The organism is Streptomyces sp. NPDC002790 (assembly GCF_040295505.1).
Taxonomy (GTDB): Bacteria; Actinomycetota; Actinomycetes; order Streptomycetales; family Streptomycetaceae; genus Streptomyces.
In genome coordinates this window covers 42830-60082 of record NZ_JBEOVM010000015.1, presented here as the reverse complement: position 1 = coordinate 60082, position 17253 = coordinate 42830, and the positions used below count along the sequence as shown (strand labels likewise).

Here is a 17253-nt window from a genome sequence, read left to right as displayed (position 1 = left end):
GCGACCTGGCCTACGCGCGCACGGTCCCGAAGTCCACGGTGACCGGCCCCGGCGCCTCCAGGACCACCACGGTGCGCTCCGCTTCGGCGACGAGTTCCTCCCGCTGCGCGCGCGTGAGCTTCCGGAAGGGTTCAAGGGTGAGCACACTGCCCGCGTCCCCATTCTCCTTCAGGGTCCAAAGCCCCGCCAGGAACCCATCCACGAGAAAGGTCAAATAGGCGGTGTTCACCTGCCAGTTGCGACCCCGATCGACCTCGTGGATCACTCGGGTACGGTCTGCGTGGGACAGCAGCAGATTGTCGAACTCGGCGAGCAGCCGAGGCGGAGCCGGGGTGTCCTCGTCGGGCCGAGGAGCATCGGGCAGGTCGAACAGCTCGACGCCGTGCTCGTCGCGGAAGGTCACGAGCCGGGGCCGCAGCCGCTCGAAGGCCTCCTTGGTGCGGGTGATGCCGGCCCACTGCTGGAAGTCCTTCACCGAGGCGGGACCGAAGGCGCCGAGGTAGCGCAGGATCGTGTCGTCGGGGGCGGGCGCCGGCTCGGTGGCCCTGCCGAACCAGTGCTCGGCGGTGGTCAGCCGCACCCCGCCGCTGCGCCGCCACAGACCGCGCGGTGTGACCTGGACGAGGGGCAGGCAGCCACGGGCGGCGATGGTGAGGGCCTGCGGGTCGGCGTCGGGCCAGTGCTTCAGGAGCAGCTCCCGGACCTCCTTCGGGGTACGCGGCTCCTCCTCGACGTACCGCCGGGTCAGGTCGGTGAGCCGGTCCAGGTCTACGCCGACGAGACCCTTGCGGAACATCCGCAACTCCCGGTCGCGGGCGGCCTGCACGAGGGGGCGCAGCGTCATGCAGTCGTCGGCGGTGTGCAGGTGGATGGTGGAGCGCATGGTGACGAGCCGGGCCACGCGGCGCCGCTCCAGGGCAGTGGAGAGCGCGGCGGGGGTGAAGTCGGCGAGGCGCGCGGCGAGCGCGAGATACGGCGGACGGACCTCCTGCGCCTGCAGGCCGAGCAGCCGGTCGACGGCGGCCTCGGCGCTCAACGGGCTCCGGTCGAGCAGGAGTTGGCGCTCCAGGGTGGCGCGCCCCAGGGCGCGGGCTGTCATCGGCTGCGTCGTCATACGAGGAAGTTAGCCGGGAACTAGGTCATGCGCTGTCCGCGATGCGCTGCACCGTGGTGTCACCTTCACTGGTTACGCTGCCGGGGACCCGGCAGCGTAACCATGGAGGGGAGGCGGCGATGTCACGACGGCAGGGCCGAACCGGCCGGAACGAACAAGGTGGGGCGCGCCGCTACTCCTGGCGCCGGTCGGCCGACCCGGCACCCCCGCCCTCCGAACCGCCGGCCACGCCCACGGCCGCCCCGGCGGCGCAGGACCAGGCCAGTGTGGTGAACGCGGAGCTGTACCGGGACGGGGTGCGGGTCGCGACGCCCGACACCCTCACGGACACCTATCGGCAGCTGCGCGAGAAGCCGCGCACGATGGCGTGGATCGGCCTGGCCCGCCCTTCCGACTCTGAACTCAAGTCGCTGGCGGCCGAGTTCGACCTGCACGAGCTCGCCGTCGAGGACGCGATGGAGGCACACCAGCGTCCCAAGCTGGAGCGCTACGGCGAGACCCTCTTCGTCGTGCTGCGCGCGGCCCGCTATCTGGACGCGCAGGAGGAGGTCGACTTCGGCGAGCTGCACGTGTTCGTGGGCCCCGACTTCGTCATCACGGTCCGACACGGCGCGGCCCCCGACCTCTCGGCGGTCCGCCACCGCATGGAGGCCAACCCCGACCTGCTGCGACTCGGCCCGGAGGCGGTCCTCTACGCCATCCTGGACGCGGTCGTCGACGGCTACGCGCCGGTGGTGTCCGGCGTCCAGAACGACATCGACGAGATCGAGACGGAGGTCTTCTCCGGCGCGCCCGCCGTCTCGCGCCGCATCTACGAACTCTCCCGGGAAATGGTCGAGTTCCAGCGCGCGACCCGGCCCCTGGTCGGCATGCTGCACGCCCTGATGGCGGGCTTCGCGAAATACGGCACGGACGAGGAACTCCAGCGCTACCTCCGCGACGTGGCCGACCATGTCACGCACACCAGCGAACGCGTCGACTCCTTCCGCCAGGCCCTCGCCGACATCCTCACGGTGAACGCGACGCTGGTCACGCAGCAGCAGAACGCGGAGATGCGGGCACTGGCGGAAGCCGGCTTCGAGCAGAACGAGGAGATCAAGAAGATCTCGTCGTGGGCCGCGATCCTCTTCGCCCCGACGCTGGTCGGCACCATCTACGGCATGAACTTCGACCACATGCCGGAGTTGCACTGGGTAGCGGGATACCCCTTCGCCATCATCCTGATGGCGGTTGTATGTACCAGTTTGTACGTCATCTTCAAGCGGCGGGACTGGCTGTGAGTAACCGGCCCGGCAAACGCCTTTCCCCACGGAACTGCAGAGGCGAGTGGGCGTAGCGCGCACTCACTCGGCCCCCCTGGGGAGAATCTGGGGAGAATGGAATGCGCCCCACTGCGGCCAATACTCCCCAGTCGAGTACGGCGGCCTTGTCGGGGCCTCCCAGGTAGACGTCCGCAGGCAGCGCCGATCGCCACTGACCGTAAGCGAACTGCTGGACCACAGAACGCGAAGAGGGGTGCAGCACATGCTGCACCCCTCTTCCCTCTGACTTCGAGGAATCGCTTCTTCTATGTGGCTGTGGCGACGTGGGCAGGCCGGTCGAGCAGAGCGTCGATCGCACCGCGTCCCTTCCCGCCGGCCTCCGGCATGAAGTGGGCGTAGAAGTCAAGAGTGATGGTCGGGCTCGAGTGGCCCAGCCAGCGGGCCAGAGTGACCACCGATTCGCCCGCCTCAAGGATGATCGAGGCGTAGGTGTGCCGCAGGACATGGAACCCGTCCCTGCGGGATGCCTTCCAGCGTTCGTCCTTCTTCCGACGGGGGATGACGCCGGCCGCTGCCAGGGCGGGCTTCCACACGTCGACGTTGAAGATGTTCGCCCGGAGGGCATTGCCGTACGTCGTGGTCAGGATGAGCGGGAACTTCATCCTCTCGCGTTCGGCCTCCGGACCGCCCCAGGGCAGCTCGACCTCGACGGCCGGAAACTCCAAGAAGTACGCGGCCAGCGCCGAGGCGACCGCTTGAGGCATGTCGACGACGCGCGTCTTACCGCCCTTCGGCAGTGTGAAGTACAAGCGCCCGTGGAGAAGCTGCACCTGCCGACGTACGCGCAGCACCCCTCGCGAGAAGTCAACGTCCTCTGGTGACAGCCCGAACACTTCGCCCTGCCGCAGTCCACAACCCAACGCGACGACGGCGGCAATGCGGTAGCGCGGGCTGAGCGCGTCACAGACCCGGATCGCGGTCTCCAGCGGCCATGCTTCACGTTGATCCTCCGGCGCCTTCGGCCAGCGCACCGACTTGGCTCGCATCGGGTTGCGCAGCAGACGCTTGTCGTCGATGGCGGTCTCGAAGATGTTCGAGAGAGACGTGAGGATCTGCCGTGCATAGCGGGGCGCACACTCGCTCTCCAACGCGGCGATGTAGCCCCGAAGTACCGACGGCGTGATGTCGCGCAGGGAAACCTGGCCAAGACGGGGCTGGATGTGAAGTCGGACCCGCTCGTCGATGCGCTTCACCGTGCCAGGCGCACCCCGAACTCCCGCCTGCCAGTACCGGATCACGTAGTCATCGAGCGTGATGGAACCATCACGGGGATCGACGAACTCACCGCGCTCGCTGTCGGTGCCCGACTGTCGCAGCCACGCCTTGGCGTCCTCAAGCGTGTCGAACGACTTGTCCCGGACGCCGGGGATGCCGGCGACTCGGTAGCGGGAGCCTTTGCCATGGTCGTGTCCCTTGTCGTGGCGTTGGGGATCAACTGGCGGGCGTGTTTGGGGTGTTGGGTAGCGCCGGGGCGCTTTCGGAGAGTTCGCGGTAGATCTCGCCCATGCTGCCTTCGGGGAGGTATCGGCGGGGAAAGGCGATCCACTCGTCGTGCATCTCGAAGAGCACGGCAGTGACCAGCCGGATGAGCGCATCGTCATTGGGAAAGACCTGGACGACGTCGATCCTGCGCTTGATCTCCCGGTTCACCCGTTCCAACGGGTTTGTCGACTGGATCTTCTTCCAGTGCCGCGGTGGGAAGTCCGCGAATGCGGTCAGGTCCTCTTTCGCCTCAAGCAACATGGCTTTGACCTTGGGGAACTGGGTGCCGAGCATGTCGGCGACGGTGTCCAGCTGAGTCCGCACGAGGCCGGCGGTGGGCTGGGTAAAGATCGTGCGGACCGTCGCGGCGACCATTTCACCGGAATCCCGGTCGATCACACTGAAGGCATTCCGCAGAAAATGAACCCTGCACCGCTGCCAGGCGGCGCCGAGCATCACCTTGCGGACCGCGGCGACCAGCCCGGCGTGCTGGTCGGTGATGACCAGACGGACCCCGGACAGGCCGCGCTCTCGCAGCGAGCGCAGGAACCCCTTCCAGAACGCCTCGCTCTCACTGTCCCCGACCATCAGTCCCAGGACCTCGCGGCCTCCGTCCTCGGTGATGCCGGTGGCGACCACGACGGCCCGCGAGACGATCTGATGGTTCACTCGCGCCTTGCAGTAGGTCGCGTCCAAGTAGACGTAGGGGAAGCGGACATGATCCAGCCGGCGGGTGCGAAATGCGGTCAGCGGCTCGTCCAGCATCGTGCAGATCCGTGAGACTTCAGACTTGGAGATCCCGCTGTCCCCGCCGAGCGCTTTGACCGCGTCATCGACCCTGCGGGTGGAGACGCCGTGCACGTATGCCTCCATGATGACCGCGTAGAGGGCCTGGTCGATGCGGCGCCGTCGCTCCAGCAGGCTGGGGAAGAAGCCGCCGGTGCGGACCTTGGGAATCTCCAGGTCCAGGTCTCCGGCCAGTGTGGTCAGCACCTTCTCGCGATGCCCGTTGCGGACAGTGGTCCGCGTCGGCGTGTGCTCGTTCCACTCCGCACCGATGCGGACACTTGCCTCGGCCTCGATCAGTTCCTGCACCATGCGCTCGGCGATGGCGCGGACGAGCTCGATTCCGTCGGTCGAGCGTAGTGACTCAAGGAGCCGTATCAGTTCAGACTGGGACAGGGCCATCGTGCACTCCTCGTGGTTGAACTGGGCGTTCACCAAGGAGAGTTACGCGGTGGCCCACCCCCTGTTGAGGGAGCGGGCCGCACTCGTGGAAGTGCGCCCCGGGCAGACGCCCGCGCACTCCCAGCCGCTGATCCCGTACACCACGACAAGGGACACCATCCGGTGGACGGTGGCCGGGTTCAGCCCGAGGAGGTAGGCGATGCGGGCCGGTCCCCAGCGGCGCAGGACGCGGACCTTGACGATCCGGCGCTCGGTGCGGGTCGCCGTGCGGCGCGGGCTGTGGTGCGGGCGTGAGGAGCGGTCCGACATGCCCGCCTCGCCGAGTGCGCGGTAGCGGGTGGCCCACCGCTGGGCCGTGGTCGGCGAGACCTGGAAGCGCTCGGCGGCCCGGCGCAGGGGCCACCCGTCCTCGACAACGCAGCGGGCCAGACGCAGTCGTCCGGTCTCGGTCAGGGGTGCATTACGGTGGGACACGAGGGCCTTTCGGTCGGTGTAGACGTCGCAATCCACACCGAACCCGGAAGGCCCTCACTCGTTCAAGATCCCCAACCGAGACCTACATCACCGTCCACAACCTCCCAAGGCAGAACAGCTAGGTCGTTCCTGGAGATCGCGGAGTCAAGGTCCTGCAGTCTGTACAGAACGGCGCATGGGCTGGATGCACTCGCGCGTCAGCCGAGGGGCGATCGGCGGTGCGCCGCGCGAGACTCGTGCTACGGATGCGTACTGGCCGAACTCCGGCAGCGGCTCCCACAGAAGTCCAAAGACCTGTCGGGCCGATAGGAGACTCAGCCGGTTGGACAGCAAGCCGATCAGATCAGCGGCACTACCAAGCCTCAATACAACCCACGGCGCGCCATACCCAGGCAGGCGGCAGAGTGTCCGACCTACACTCCAGAAAGCCTGACACTCCATCAGAACGAGCGTCAAATGAGCGACAAGATATCGTCCGCAACACCCAAACCGCACATAATACACGCAGGCAAAACCGCAGGTCAGGCATCCTTCCTCACCGGTTCCAGAATCGCCACGCACTCCACATGATGCGTCACGGAAACATGTGAAACGAAAACACGGGGCAAGCGTCACAGGTCAGCACGCTGCGGCGAATTTTCCCGGCAAAACGCCCATGTGCGGTAGGTGCGCTGCGGACGTTCCCGTGCTCGATTCTGACGCACGCCTCCAGGACCCACTCCGCGCTGCTCCAGGCCGGCCCACAGTGGGTCTTGGCGTCGTCGATCCCCTACAGCCGGCGCATCCGCGACGGTCCGAGACCGAGGTGGCGGCCGACGAACGCCCGTACGTGTCCGAAGACCATTTCGGCATCGTCGTCGTGGAGCAGTTCGTGCCGGCCGCCTTGCACCGGCAGGTACGAGCTGCCCGGTGCGGTCAGGAGTCCGGCGAGCCGAGGGCTGGCGCGGGGATCGGTCGAGGTGTCGGCGGTGCCGTGCGCGATGAGACACGGCGCCTGCCACCGTGAGGCGCCCGACCAGACGGCTGCCGCGACGTCGAGAGAGCTGGTGGCCACGAGCAACGGCAATCGTACGTGGGCCATCAGCGCGTCCTGTTGCGCCTGCCGCACCACATCCGGGCGGCGCGTCAGCTCGGCTGAGGGAGCGGCCGGGAGGGGGGCGGGCGCCGCGGGCAGGAGACGGGTGGCGAGGCCGAGGAGCGCCCGTGCCGGCGTGGGGAGATGGGGTGGGAGAGCGGGTGCGAGGAGGACGGTTCCAGACACCCCCGTCTCGTCGGCGGTGATGCTGCCCGCGGTGACGAGCCCGCCCAGAGAGTGGCCGATCGCCAGCAGGGGAAGGGAACGGGCGAGCATGTCGCGCCGGACGGTGACGTGGTCCTCGACCGCACGGCGTACGTCGACGACACCGCGTCGCCCGGGCGAGCGGCCGTGTCCGAGCAGGTCCATGGCCCACACCTCGATCCCGCTTTCCAGCAGGCGGGGCACGAGCCGGGAGTACTGGTCCACGAAGCGCTCGGAGTATTCCGCGAAACCGTGCTGCAGCTGGACCATCGCCAGCGCCGGTATACGGGGCGTCCAGACGTGTACCACGGCTCCGGACGGTAGAACGCGGGTGCTGTGGAGGACGTCGGCGGGGTCGCGCGGGAGGGGCCGGTCGTGGGTCATGGTGCTCCGCTCAGGGGGTAGGTCCCGTGTCCCTGCCGGGTGTGGGCCGGGCAGGCGTGGTCGGGGTCCGGGTCGGTCAGCGGACGGTGCGGATGGGAACGACAAGGAGGGCCCCGAGCGCGCAGACGGCCATGGCAGCGAGGAATGCGGGCGAGTAGCCCATGCCGAGGCCGACCAGGGCCGAACTGGCGAGGGGGGCCAGGGCCTGGCCGCCGGTGTTGGCGACGTTGAGGATGCCGAGGTCCTTGGCCCGTGACGTCTGGTCGGGCAGGACGTCTGCCATGAGTGCGGCGTCCACGGCGTAGTAGCAGCCGAAGGCCAGGCCGCCGACGCAGGAGAAGGCCGTCATCCCGGCCGAGGTGGCCCACGCCAGAGGGATCGCGATGGCAGCCAGCGATACGAGGGACGCGCCGATGACGAAGGGTTTGCGGCGACCGGTACGGTCCGAGAGGGGGCCCGAGAGCGCCGAACCCACGATCGCAGTGGCAAGGAAGAAGACCGAGTTGATGCCGAGCGCGGCCGCCGCGCGGGTCTTGGACAGGCCGACGTGGTCGGTGAGAATGTACAGCTGATAGCTGTTGATCATGAAGTAGCCCAGGACCAGCAGGAGCCTCCCCCACAGCGCCCAGTGGAAGTCCGGACCGCCCTTGGGGAACTTGACCGAGGCCAGCAGGACGCGGACGGTCAGCCGTGGGGCGGGACCAGAGGCGGTGCTGGGCAGGTCGGGTGCCACGCAGACGGCCAGGATGGCCAGCGCGGTGGAGGCGAGGCCGGTGACGGCCAGGCCACGCCCGGGGGTTTCGAGGAACGCCGCGCCGAGCACTGCTCCCAGGGCGTTTCCGATGAGGACACCGATGCCGACCAGAGCGGAGACGGTGGCGCGCCGTTCCGGGGGAACACGGTCGGGCACCACGGCGGTCAGAGTCGCGGTCATGGCGTTGAGACCGACCACGGTCAGACACCACCAGCCCAGCAGTGCCCAGAAGTTGGTGCCGGCGGCGAGCAGCGTCATGAACACGGCGGTGGACAGGCCGCCGCCGATGATCCAGGGGGTCCTGGAACCCAGCCGGGAGCGGGTGCGGTCGGACAGGGCGCCGATGACGACGTTGGACATGAGCCCGACGACGGCGGCGGTCGCGGTGAGCACGGCCAGCAGCGTCACTTTGTGGTCGGGCGCGATGTCCTCGATGCGGGCGGGCAGCAGGACGGCGGTTCCGGTGGCGAACGGCATCGACCAGGCGACAGTGCCAAGGAGCAGTCCGATGCCCACCCTCACCATGCCGGTCCGCGATCTCACCGTCTCCCGCACGTCTGGGCGCGTGTGTTCGAGGGGCGCGGCGCTCACTGCGTGTTCCGGCGGGTGTGCAGGTCGGCGAAGGGCACGGTGCACAGTTCGATGACGGTCTCGGTAAAGGCGATGGCCTGCCGGCGCATCGCTTCTACGTCGATGAAGTCCATGACGGGTTCGGCGTTGAGGAGGTAGCCGGGGCCGGTGATGAAGTTCGCCGAGGGCAGGCCGGCGGTGTGCCAGAAGGCGCTGCCGTCGCCGGGCCAGGTCGTGCCGTCCGGGGAGCGGCCGGTGGTGTCGGGGACGAAGGGCCGCAGTACGCGTGACTCGGTCACCGCGGCACGGTCCAGGCCGCGGCGTACGGCGTCGATGACGGCCTGGTGCGGGCTGGCGAAGGTGCACCCGAACTCGTGCTGGCGCGCCGGAACGCCCTCCTGCTGGTCGTGCGGCCAGGGACGGGCGCCGAGGTGTTCCAGGCACAGCGCGGCGGCGATCTGCGGCACCAGGTCGTCCTGGTGCCGTTCCAGGAAGGCTTCCAGGCCCCAGGCGGTGTGGGTGGTGAAGTGGCCGGTGGTCAGCAGGACGAGCACGCTGCGCGGCAGCTCTGCTTGGGGGACGCGGGCCAGGTACTGGGCCATGGCGAGGATGGCTTCCGGGCCGTTGTCCTCCAGGCCGTTCGTGCCGTCGGTGTGCGAGTGCAGGACGACCAGTTCGTCAGATGCTCCGGGAATCAGGCCCAGCACGTTGGCGGTCTCGACGTCCTCGACACGGGCTTCGAGGACGAGCGTGGCCTCCCGGCCTTCCGCGGCGGCCGCGCGCAGCAGGGCTCCCTGCTCGCGGCTGACGAACACGGCCGGCAGGCCGCGGTGCACGCCGTCGTAGAGGAGATAGCCCTCCCTCAGGGCCTCAGCGGGCAGGTCGACGACGAGGATCAGGCCGCTCGCGCCGACGCGGGCGAACCGGTCGAGGTGTTCGCGCATGGAGTCCTGGCTCAGCCACACCCGCTCGTAGGGGGTGGCCGGGTCGTAGTCGGCGTCGTGCCGGACTTCCTGGGGGTCGCCCCAGTCGAGTTCGTCGAAGACCTGGGCCTGGAGCGCGGGCAGGGCGATGTCGACCACGCCGATCCGCCCGGTGACCGGTTCCGCGGACAGCGGGGCGATCACGCCATCGGCGCAGGTGCGGCCCGAGTAGGCGACCGGGGAGACCAGCGGAACCTCGACGGGCCGTGCCTCACCGCCGGGCTCGCCGTCGAGGGTGAGCTGCCACCGCTGGGGGGTCCACCGCCGCAGCGGCAGCGTCTCCTGGCGCACTTCGCCCACTCCGACCTGGGCGAGGCGCTGCACCAGCGACGCGATGTAGGCGTGGTGGCTGTCCGATCCGGTGGCCCGCAGGCCGCGGGCGTCCAGGTCGCGCTGCCAGGCGTCCAGGACCTTGAGGCCGAGGAATTCGGTGTCCCTGATGGTCGCTCCGGGAGTCGCGGTGGCCGGGCCCGCCGGCCACTGAAGGTCCTCGCGTGTGGTCGTCATGTCGCTGCCCTCATCGGCCTCTAGGTGCGGTACGGCTTCGACCCTCCCTTAATCCGGGCACAACAGAAATTGATCCACGACCAAACTGTGCGACGCTCACGTTGTGACATCTCCAAACGGCGAACCGCTGACCATCGACGGCGTCGCCGCGGCGCAGTGGATCGGCGGACGGCGCAGGCAGCTCGTCGAGCGCGTCCTGGCGCGCCTCGCCGCGTCCTCGCCCGACGCGGATCTTCCCTGGATCGTCGGCTACAACATCGACCTCTTCGTGCGCGCCCTACAGAGCCCCGAGGACCGCCCGGTCACCGAGGACGACGCCGCGGACCTGGTGGCGTCCGCTGCCCGGCGCGCCAGCGAGGGCCAGCCGGTGGAGAACCTGATGCGCGACTACCAGCTCGGCTTCAACGCCGTCTGGGAAGCGGTCCTGGACGAGGTCGGGGACGCGGACGCCGCCGGGCTGCTCCGGCTCACCGCGCGCACGCACACCCACCTGCTCGCCGTCACCACCCTGGTCCTGCGCGGCTACCACCACGAGGCGGCACGCCTGAGCGCCGGCGAGCGCGACGCCCGCTACGGCGTGTACGCCGCACTCCTGGCGGGCGAGGATCCGGCTGCCGCCGCGCACCGGGCCGGGTTGTCCCTGGCCGAGCGCTACCTCGTGCTGTCAATGCACCTGTCCGGCCCGGCCGTCGAGGGCGGTCCGCCGTTGGTCGCCCATCACCGTCGCGCGAACACCATTCAGCGCGTCCTCGCGGAGCACAGCGAGGGCGATGTCCTCGCCGTCGTCGGCGACCCCACCGCCGTCGCGCTCCTGCCGGTGCCCGCCGCCGTGCCGTCCGCCACGGACCGCGCCTACCGCGGCCTGCTGAGTCTCATCGACGTCCTCGACGGGACGGTGCACGTGGGGGCCGCCGCCGTCGCGGTGGCCGACATTCCGGCGGCCGCCGCGCAATGCGCCGACGTCGCGGAGATCGCTGTGGCCGTGCGCCGCCCCGCAGGCGTCTACCACTTGGCGGAGGTGCTGGTCGAGTACCAGCTCACCCGCCCCGGACCGGCCTTCGAGCTTCTCCTGGAGCGTCTCGCGCCGCTCGACGACCACCAGGACTGGGAGGAGACCTTGCGGACCTACCTGCGGCACGGGTGCGACCGGCGGCGCACCGCGGCGGAGCTGCATGTGCATCCCAACAGCGTCGACTACCGCCTCTCGCGCCTGGCCAGTACCTGTGGCTTCGACGCCACCGATCCGGCTCAGCGGGCCGTGGCACACGCCGCTCTGTGCGTCCGCGACGTGGCCGCACACCGGGCCGCCCAGGTGTCAGGCTCCTAAACGCCTCACGCGGGGCGGCGGATGCCCAGCGTGCGCTCGAAGACGACGGCGACGGTGTCGACCAGGCGCCTTTCGTCGGCGCGGGTCATCGGGGTGGTGGAGAACTCGTATCCCGTACGCCACAGCATCGCGAAGAGAACGTGCGCGAGGTCCTGGGGGCGCGGCGGTGGCGGGGCGAAGTGCCCGGCGCGCTGGCCGCGTTCGACGGAGGCCACGATCCCGGCCAGCAGGTCGTCCGTGATGCCGGTCCAGAAGCCGTTCAGGGCCGGATCGCTCTCGGCGTGCAGCGACATCGCCCGCAGGACGGGCCCCTGGGTGCGCCATCGGTGCAGGTAACCGGCGATCGCCTTGCGCAGGTCCGGAACGCTGCCGTCGGCCCCGGTGTGGAAGCCGGCGACGGTGGTGCGGATCTCCTCGGTGATGCGCTCGGCGAGCGCGAGCATCACGGCGTCCTTGGAGTCGAAGTAGAAGTAGAACTGCGAGCGGGAGATCCCCGCGCCCCGGGTGAGGTCCTCCACGCTGATCGCCGCCAGCGCCTTCTCGGTCAGCAGGGTGTAGGCGGTGTCCAGGAGGGCGGCTTCCTTGAGGTCGCCCTTGCTGGGGCCGCGCCTGCGGCCGGTGCGTCCGGCGGGGCCGCTCGGCGTGGGGGTCATCGGCGTCCGTCTCTTCGTCCGGGAAGGTGTGCCGGTTCGAACCGACATGGCGTCGTGATTCTAGCCGGGCAGATGCCCTTGCACGGGGTGCCGCGATGGACCCCCTCAGCCTGTCCGATCTGTCGGGTGAACCTCGTCCTTACCTGAGTCGGGCCGACATCTCGTTGAAAAATTCCCGACACACTGTTGAGAAGTAACCGGCGGTAAGTCTACGGTTTCGGCCATCGCTCCACTCCTGCCTGCCCGCGATGGGAGAGCCGCCCATGCCGTTCAAGAGCCATGCCCGAAAAGGGAATCAGGGCCGCACCAGAGCAACGCCGAGTCGCCACACGGATGTTGTGGCACAGCGCCGTGCGAACCGCCGCACCGCGGGAGCGGTCTTCGCGGCGGTTGCCGTGTCGGCCTCCTGCCTGACGGGACTGGCGGCACCCGCGGCGCATGCGGACGATGCGTCCCGCCAGCCGGTGATGAGCACGTCGCTGGGTACCGCGGCGGGCAGCCTCGCCAACACCACCGACGACAGCACGACGTCGTCCTGGACGAGTGACCGGGCGCCCACCACCAAGGACTGGATCAAGGTCGACCGGGGCGCCGCACTGCCCCTGCCGACGGTGGCGTTGTCGATGACGAGCCTGTTCCACGGTTCGGCACGCATCTCCAGCGGCATCGTGGAGGTGTCGAAGGACAACGCGACCTGGACCAGGGTCGGTTCGTTCGCCGACAGCAACGAGGTGCGCCTGACCCAGTCGGCCGGCACCGTGGCCCGCTGGGTGAGGGTGCGGCCGGCCGTGAATCAGACCCACCCACTCGTCGTGCGGGACTTCCTGGGCGTCGTCCGCCAGCCCGGTCAACCCGCGTCAGGGCCGGGCGGATCCGACTACACCCACGATTTCCGCGTCACGAGCGGCGGCAGCGGGTCGAACGGCTGGTACGTGTTCGAGCCGACCAGCCCCGCCCCTGCTTCCGCGCCGGTCACGGTCATCACCCACGGCTACGGCGACTACTCCGGCTACAAGATGCACGAGGCGCTGATCAAGCACACGGTCCGCAAGGGCAGCATCGTCATCTACCCCCGCTGGCAGACCTCCCTGGTCACCCCGTGCGCCGGCCCACTGGACGCCACCCCGTGCCGCAACGCGGCGCTGGCCGGGATCCGTGGCGCGCTCGACTACCTGAAGGCCGATCCCTCCCGGGTGCAGCCCGAGCTCGACAAGGCCACCTACTTCGGGCACTCCTTCGGCGGGATCATCACCGCCAACCTCATCAACCGCTGGCAGTCCCTGGGCCTGCCCAAGCCGCGGGCCGTGTTCCTGGACGAGCCCACCGACGCCGGCGGCGGCGCCGAGCCCACCCTGGACGCCTCGCTCACCGGGATCCCGGCGACCACCAAGTTCGTGTGCTTCCTCGGCCAGGACGGCGTCATCAGCGAATCCGGCAAGGCCGGCGCCAGCTGCAACACGATCTTCCCGCTGCTGACCCAGATCCCCGCCCAGAACAAGAACCTCGTCCTGGCCTACACCGACCACCACGGCAGCCCCGGCCTCTCCAGCGCCCACGGTGTGAGCCAGGGCGGGCCCAACGCCGCCGTCGACGCCCTGGACCACAACCTCATCTGGCGCCAGTGGGACGCCCTGCGCCACGCCGCCCTCGACGGCACGGACACCGACATCGCCCTGGGCGACACCCCCGAACACCGCTTCCTGGGCTACTGGAGCGACGGGACACCGATCCGCGAACCGAAAATCCAGAACACCGCGCCCATCGCACCGTAGAACAGCCGCCTCGGCCTCAACTCCCGGGCCCCATCTGCCTGCCACGCCCTCTCCCCCGCCGCGAAGGGACTCCGCCATGCCCACCCCCGTTACGCCCGAGAACGCTCCGGGCCGCCCGACCGGTCTGAACCGGCGCACCCTGCTGGGCGCCGCCGCCTCGGCCGGCGCCGCGCTCGCCCTCACCACCCCCGCCGCCTCCGCCACCACACGCACGCGTTCTTCCGCCTGGCCGCAGCAGCCGCTGCACGGGGCGGCGACCCGCCAGGTGGCACCGGCCCAGTTCATGCCGCTGAGCCAAATGCACGCCTGGCAGGAGGCCATCGACGCCATCGGCCTGCGCGCCACCGGCACCCGTTCCCACCACGCCTACATCGACGACCTTGCCGCCCGCATGGAACGCGTCGGGATCCGCAACGTCACCACCGACCCGGTCCCCCTCAACCGCTGGCAGCCCTCCGCCTGGCAACTCGACGTGGTCGGCGGCCAGAACGCCGGACCGGTGAACGTCTCCTGGTACGTGCCCTACTCCGGCGACACCGGCCCCCAGGGCATCACCGCACCACTGTCGCTGAAGGCCACCAAGGGCGCGATCGGCCTGGTCACCGTCAAGCCGCCGTCGCTGCCCTACGGACTCATCGACCTCATCAACTGGGACGCGCCCCTCCAGCCCAAACACCCTGCCGGTTACAACCCGTTCGCCACCTACGACCGCACCTGGTTCGCCGGCAGCGGCCTCGTCAAGGAACTCGACCAGCACAAGAAGGCCGGCGCCGCCGGCGTCATCGTCATCCTCGACCTGCCCAAGGAAGCCGCCGAAGGCCAGTACCTGCCCTACGACGGCATCATCCGCGACCTGCCCTCCCTCATCGTCGACCGCGACACCGGCGCCACCCTCACCAAGGCCGCCAAGGACGGCGCCACCGTTCGACTGCGCCTGGAAGCAGACGTCCAGGAGATCACCACGCCCAACCTGTACGGGATCATCCCCGGCGCCTCCGACGAACTCGTCATGATCCAGTCCCACACCGACGGCACCAACGGCCTGGAGGAGAACGGCACCGAAGCCATCCTCGCCATGGCCCAGTACCTCGCCCGCATCCCCCGCAGCGAGCTGCCCCGCTCGATCCTGATCGTCATGAGCACCGGCCACATGTCCGGCCACGCCATGGGCACCGAAGCATTCCTGCGCAAACACACCGACGACCTCGTCGCCCGCACCGCCGCCGCCATGAGCCTCGAACACCTCGGCGCCCGCCCCTGGCTCCCCGACAAGAACGGCACCTACCACCTGGGCCCCGGCTACGAGACCGGCCTGTGCTTCGCGTCCCCGCACAAGGAAATGATCAAAGTCGCGCGGGCCGCCCAGGAACGCTCGCAGGTCGACGGCAACCGCGTCCTGCGCCCCTTCATGCCCGACACCATCAGCGGCGAATCCCCCAACGGCTTCTGGTGGCCCGGCGACGGCGAGGGACTGTGGCGCGTCTCCGCCCTGCCCTCCATGCAGTACATCAGCGGCCCCGCCTACCTGCTCAGCTCGGGCAAGCCCGTCATGGACTTCATCGACACCGCAGCCATCCGCCGCCAGGCCATCGCCTTCACCGACGCCGCACTCGAACTCACCCGCATCCCCCGCGCCCAACTCAACAAGCGCCGCTGGGACGACCCCGGTTCCCTGCCCCACCTGCCCATCTGAGAACCGCACCCCTCACGGAACCAGCAGCATGTCGTGCCGCCTGGTGAACTGGTGGTGAAGGCAGCGGCAGCCGTCCTCACCACCAGCACCTCGTGCAGCAGACCCAGACGCATCGGCTGAGCGAGCGTCTCGACAGGGCGAGGGTCGCATGGCGCACTGACAGCGGGCTCAGGTGCTCGCCCGGTTCGTAGACGCTGCCGACACACGGACCGCGGGGGGCCACCCTGGATCGGCAACGGGCTGTGGTTAACCTCCTCGCCGAGGTGAAAGTTCAGTAGGGCGAGAAGGCGAAGCGGCGGAATTCGCTGTCAAACGCCTCGATTGGACGACGAAGGGCACCTGCCTGCGGGGGCGGCGTCCCCACCGTTCCGCCAGTCGTCATCGAAGAGAGGCGTTTGACAGCGAACCTAGTCGCGAAGGGCCCTCGCCACGTTTCAGAGCGGTCATCGCTTCCGGCGGTGGCGAAGGAAGACGGCAGCGAGGTCTGGCAGTTCCCTGGTGACGGCGACGATGTCGGTCCGATCAGCGCGGCTCAGGGCGACAAGACAGACGACTGTGGCGCAGATGAGGCCGAGTAGGAGTGCGAGCGGAAGGAATAGCCACACTTCGATAGGCACGATTGGTCTCCACGGTTGGTGGGCCGCAGGGTGTCCCCTGCGGATGACGGGCAGGTCGGGGAAGAAATCACCGTGCCCGTGCGGCCGCCCAGCCTTGGGTGGAATCGGTCGTGGCGCGAGCTGCCGCGCGACGTTCTTCGGCCCGGACGGCGAGACGACGGGTCTTGCGACGGACTCGTTCACCGAACGCAGTCGGGTCAGAGGCGCCGACGTGGGCAGCAGCCTCGGTCCAAGTTGCGCCGTCACCGGCAGCCAAGGCGACTACGACCAGACGTTCCTCCGACGTCAGGTGGTGCACGATTCGTAGGAGGCGGTCATCGTGGATGGCCATGCCGAGGCAGGTGTCGGACAGGTTGGCCCGGTCGGCGACGAGGTCATAGAGGCACAGGCCGTCGCCGAGCGGTGCGTCCAGGAGTAGCAGTCGGGAACGCCGGACCCGGCGGCGCCACAAAGGGACGAGTTGGCGGTGGATCGTGTGCGCCTCGGCGCGCAGCTGGCCAAGGGCCTCTGGTGGCAGACATCCGCGCTCGTCCAGTGGCCTGGTCCAGTCACCCATCAGGGCGGTGGAGACCGCCTCGCACCAGCGTGTACTCCGGTTCACCCCCAGAACGCGGGCAGCGAAGTTCTCTACCTTGTCCTGTCGATTCTGGAGCGCGTCGGCGCGTGCCTCCAGCGCCGCCATCAGATCGGGTACGGGCCCTTCGGTGTCCTTGACCCAGTCCGTGTTGTAGCGGGCGTCCTCGCCGACACGCAGCCGCACTGTGACGCCTGGGAGGGCGATAGGTGACTCGGGTTCCAGGGCGGCCATGACAGCGTCCACCGCGGGCTCCCGGATGATGTCTCGCTGATGGCGCTGTACGAGACCGCCGTCGTCAGTCTCGTACAGGAAGGCCCCCACAGGGAGGCCCGTCTCCTTGTGGATTCCGCCTGAGGTCGCGCGGACGCGAACTTCGTGGCTTTGGACGTACCACATCGGAGAGATCGGTGGGAGTACCGGCTTGTTGAGGACAGATGCGGACGACGTAGCGGTGGTGGAGAGATCGAGATCAGGCACGGCGGGCTCCTGGGGTCGGTTCAGCAGCTTCACCTCTTCGGTCCCGGCAGATGCCCTGAGCGGCAATGAATCTTGGACGG

The 17253-nt window shown here is 69.1% G+C and carries 12 protein-coding genes and 1 pseudogene; 4 read left to right on the top strand and 9 right to left on the bottom strand.

The window, feature by feature from the left end; translation table 11 throughout:
• Window positions 1-10: 10 nt before the first annotated feature.
• A complete protein-coding gene (locus ABT004_RS10740) occupies window positions 11-1114 on the bottom strand; it encodes a winged helix DNA-binding domain-containing protein (protein WP_351333956.1) in 1104 nt (367 codons plus the stop codon).
• A gap of 119 nt (window positions 1115-1233) precedes the next feature.
• Here ABT004_RS10740 and ABT004_RS10735 point away from each other — a divergent pair, with 119 nt between their 5' ends.
• Window positions 1234-2394, top strand: a complete 1161-nt coding sequence (locus ABT004_RS10735) for a magnesium and cobalt transport protein CorA (protein ID WP_351333954.1) — start codon at window positions 1234-1236, stop codon at window positions 2392-2394.
• Between the two features lie 287 nt (window positions 2395-2681).
• On the opposite strand, the gene ABT004_RS10730 is transcribed toward ABT004_RS10735, so the two are convergent.
• From ABT004_RS10730 to ABT004_RS10705, 6 genes and pseudogenes are all read right to left on the bottom strand, one after another.
• Window positions 2682-3629 carry a tyrosine-type recombinase/integrase gene (locus ABT004_RS10730; RefSeq protein ID WP_351333951.1) on the bottom strand — a complete coding sequence of 316 codons (948 nt, stop codon included), beginning with the start codon at window positions 3627-3629 and terminating at the stop codon, window positions 2682-2684.
• A 238-nt stretch (window positions 3630-3867) separates the two neighbouring features.
• The gene (locus ABT004_RS10725) at window positions 3868-5106 is read right to left on the bottom strand and encodes an IS256 family transposase (protein WP_351333948.1); all 1239 of its coding nucleotides are present in this window, start codon (window positions 5104-5106) and stop codon (window positions 3868-3870) included.
• 150 nt (window positions 5107-5256) lie between these two features.
• A pseudogene (locus ABT004_RS10720) lies at window positions 5257-5580 on the bottom strand (leucine zipper domain-containing protein); the annotation flags it as partial.
• A 769-nt stretch (window positions 5581-6349) separates the two neighbouring features.
• Window positions 6350-7129, bottom strand: coding sequence for an alpha/beta fold hydrolase (locus ABT004_RS10715; protein WP_351333946.1), 780 nt, complete (start codon window positions 7127-7129; stop codon window positions 6350-6352).
• 190 nt (window positions 7130-7319) lie between these two features.
• Window positions 7320-8540 (bottom strand): MFS transporter, encoded by a 1221-nt coding sequence (locus ABT004_RS10710; RefSeq protein WP_351333943.1) that lies wholly within the window; start codon window positions 8538-8540, stop codon window positions 7320-7322.
• Window positions 8541-8584: 44 nt separating this feature from the next.
• Window positions 8585-10057, bottom strand: a complete 1473-nt coding sequence (locus tag ABT004_RS10705) for a hypothetical protein (protein ID WP_351333941.1) — start codon at window positions 10055-10057, stop codon at window positions 8585-8587.
• A gap of 103 nt (window positions 10058-10160) precedes the next feature.
• Between ABT004_RS10705 and ABT004_RS10700 the strand changes: the two genes are divergently transcribed.
• Window positions 10161-11384: a PucR family transcriptional regulator gene (locus ABT004_RS10700; RefSeq protein WP_351333938.1), complete on the top strand. Its 1224-nt coding sequence runs from the start codon at window positions 10161-10163 to the stop codon at window positions 11382-11384.
• A gap of 5 nt (window positions 11385-11389) precedes the next feature.
• Here the strand turns inward: ABT004_RS10700 and ABT004_RS10695 are convergent, their stop codons facing one another.
• Window positions 11390-12037, bottom strand: coding sequence for a TetR/AcrR family transcriptional regulator (locus tag ABT004_RS10695; protein WP_351333936.1), 648 nt, complete (start codon window positions 12035-12037; stop codon window positions 11390-11392).
• Window positions 12038-12375: 338 nt separating this feature from the next.
• On the opposite strand from ABT004_RS10695, the gene ABT004_RS10690 reads away from it, so the two are divergent.
• Together ABT004_RS10690 and ABT004_RS10685 are read left to right on the top strand one after the other, a co-directional pair.
• Entirely contained in the window at window positions 12376-13809 is a 1434-nt protein-coding gene (locus tag ABT004_RS10690) for a discoidin domain-containing protein (protein WP_351333933.1), read from the top strand.
• A gap of 76 nt (window positions 13810-13885) precedes the next feature.
• Window positions 13886-15502 carry a zinc-binding metallopeptidase family protein gene (locus tag ABT004_RS10685; protein ID WP_351333930.1) on the top strand — a complete coding sequence of 539 codons (1617 nt, stop codon included), beginning with the start codon at window positions 13886-13888 and terminating at the stop codon, window positions 15500-15502.
• A gap of 684 nt (window positions 15503-16186) precedes the next feature.
• On the opposite strand, the gene ABT004_RS10680 is transcribed toward ABT004_RS10685, so the two are convergent.
• Window positions 16187-17206 (bottom strand): hypothetical protein, encoded by a 1020-nt coding sequence (locus tag ABT004_RS10680; protein ID WP_351333928.1) that lies wholly within the window; start codon window positions 17204-17206, stop codon window positions 16187-16189.
• Window positions 17207-17253: the final 47 nt, after the last annotated feature.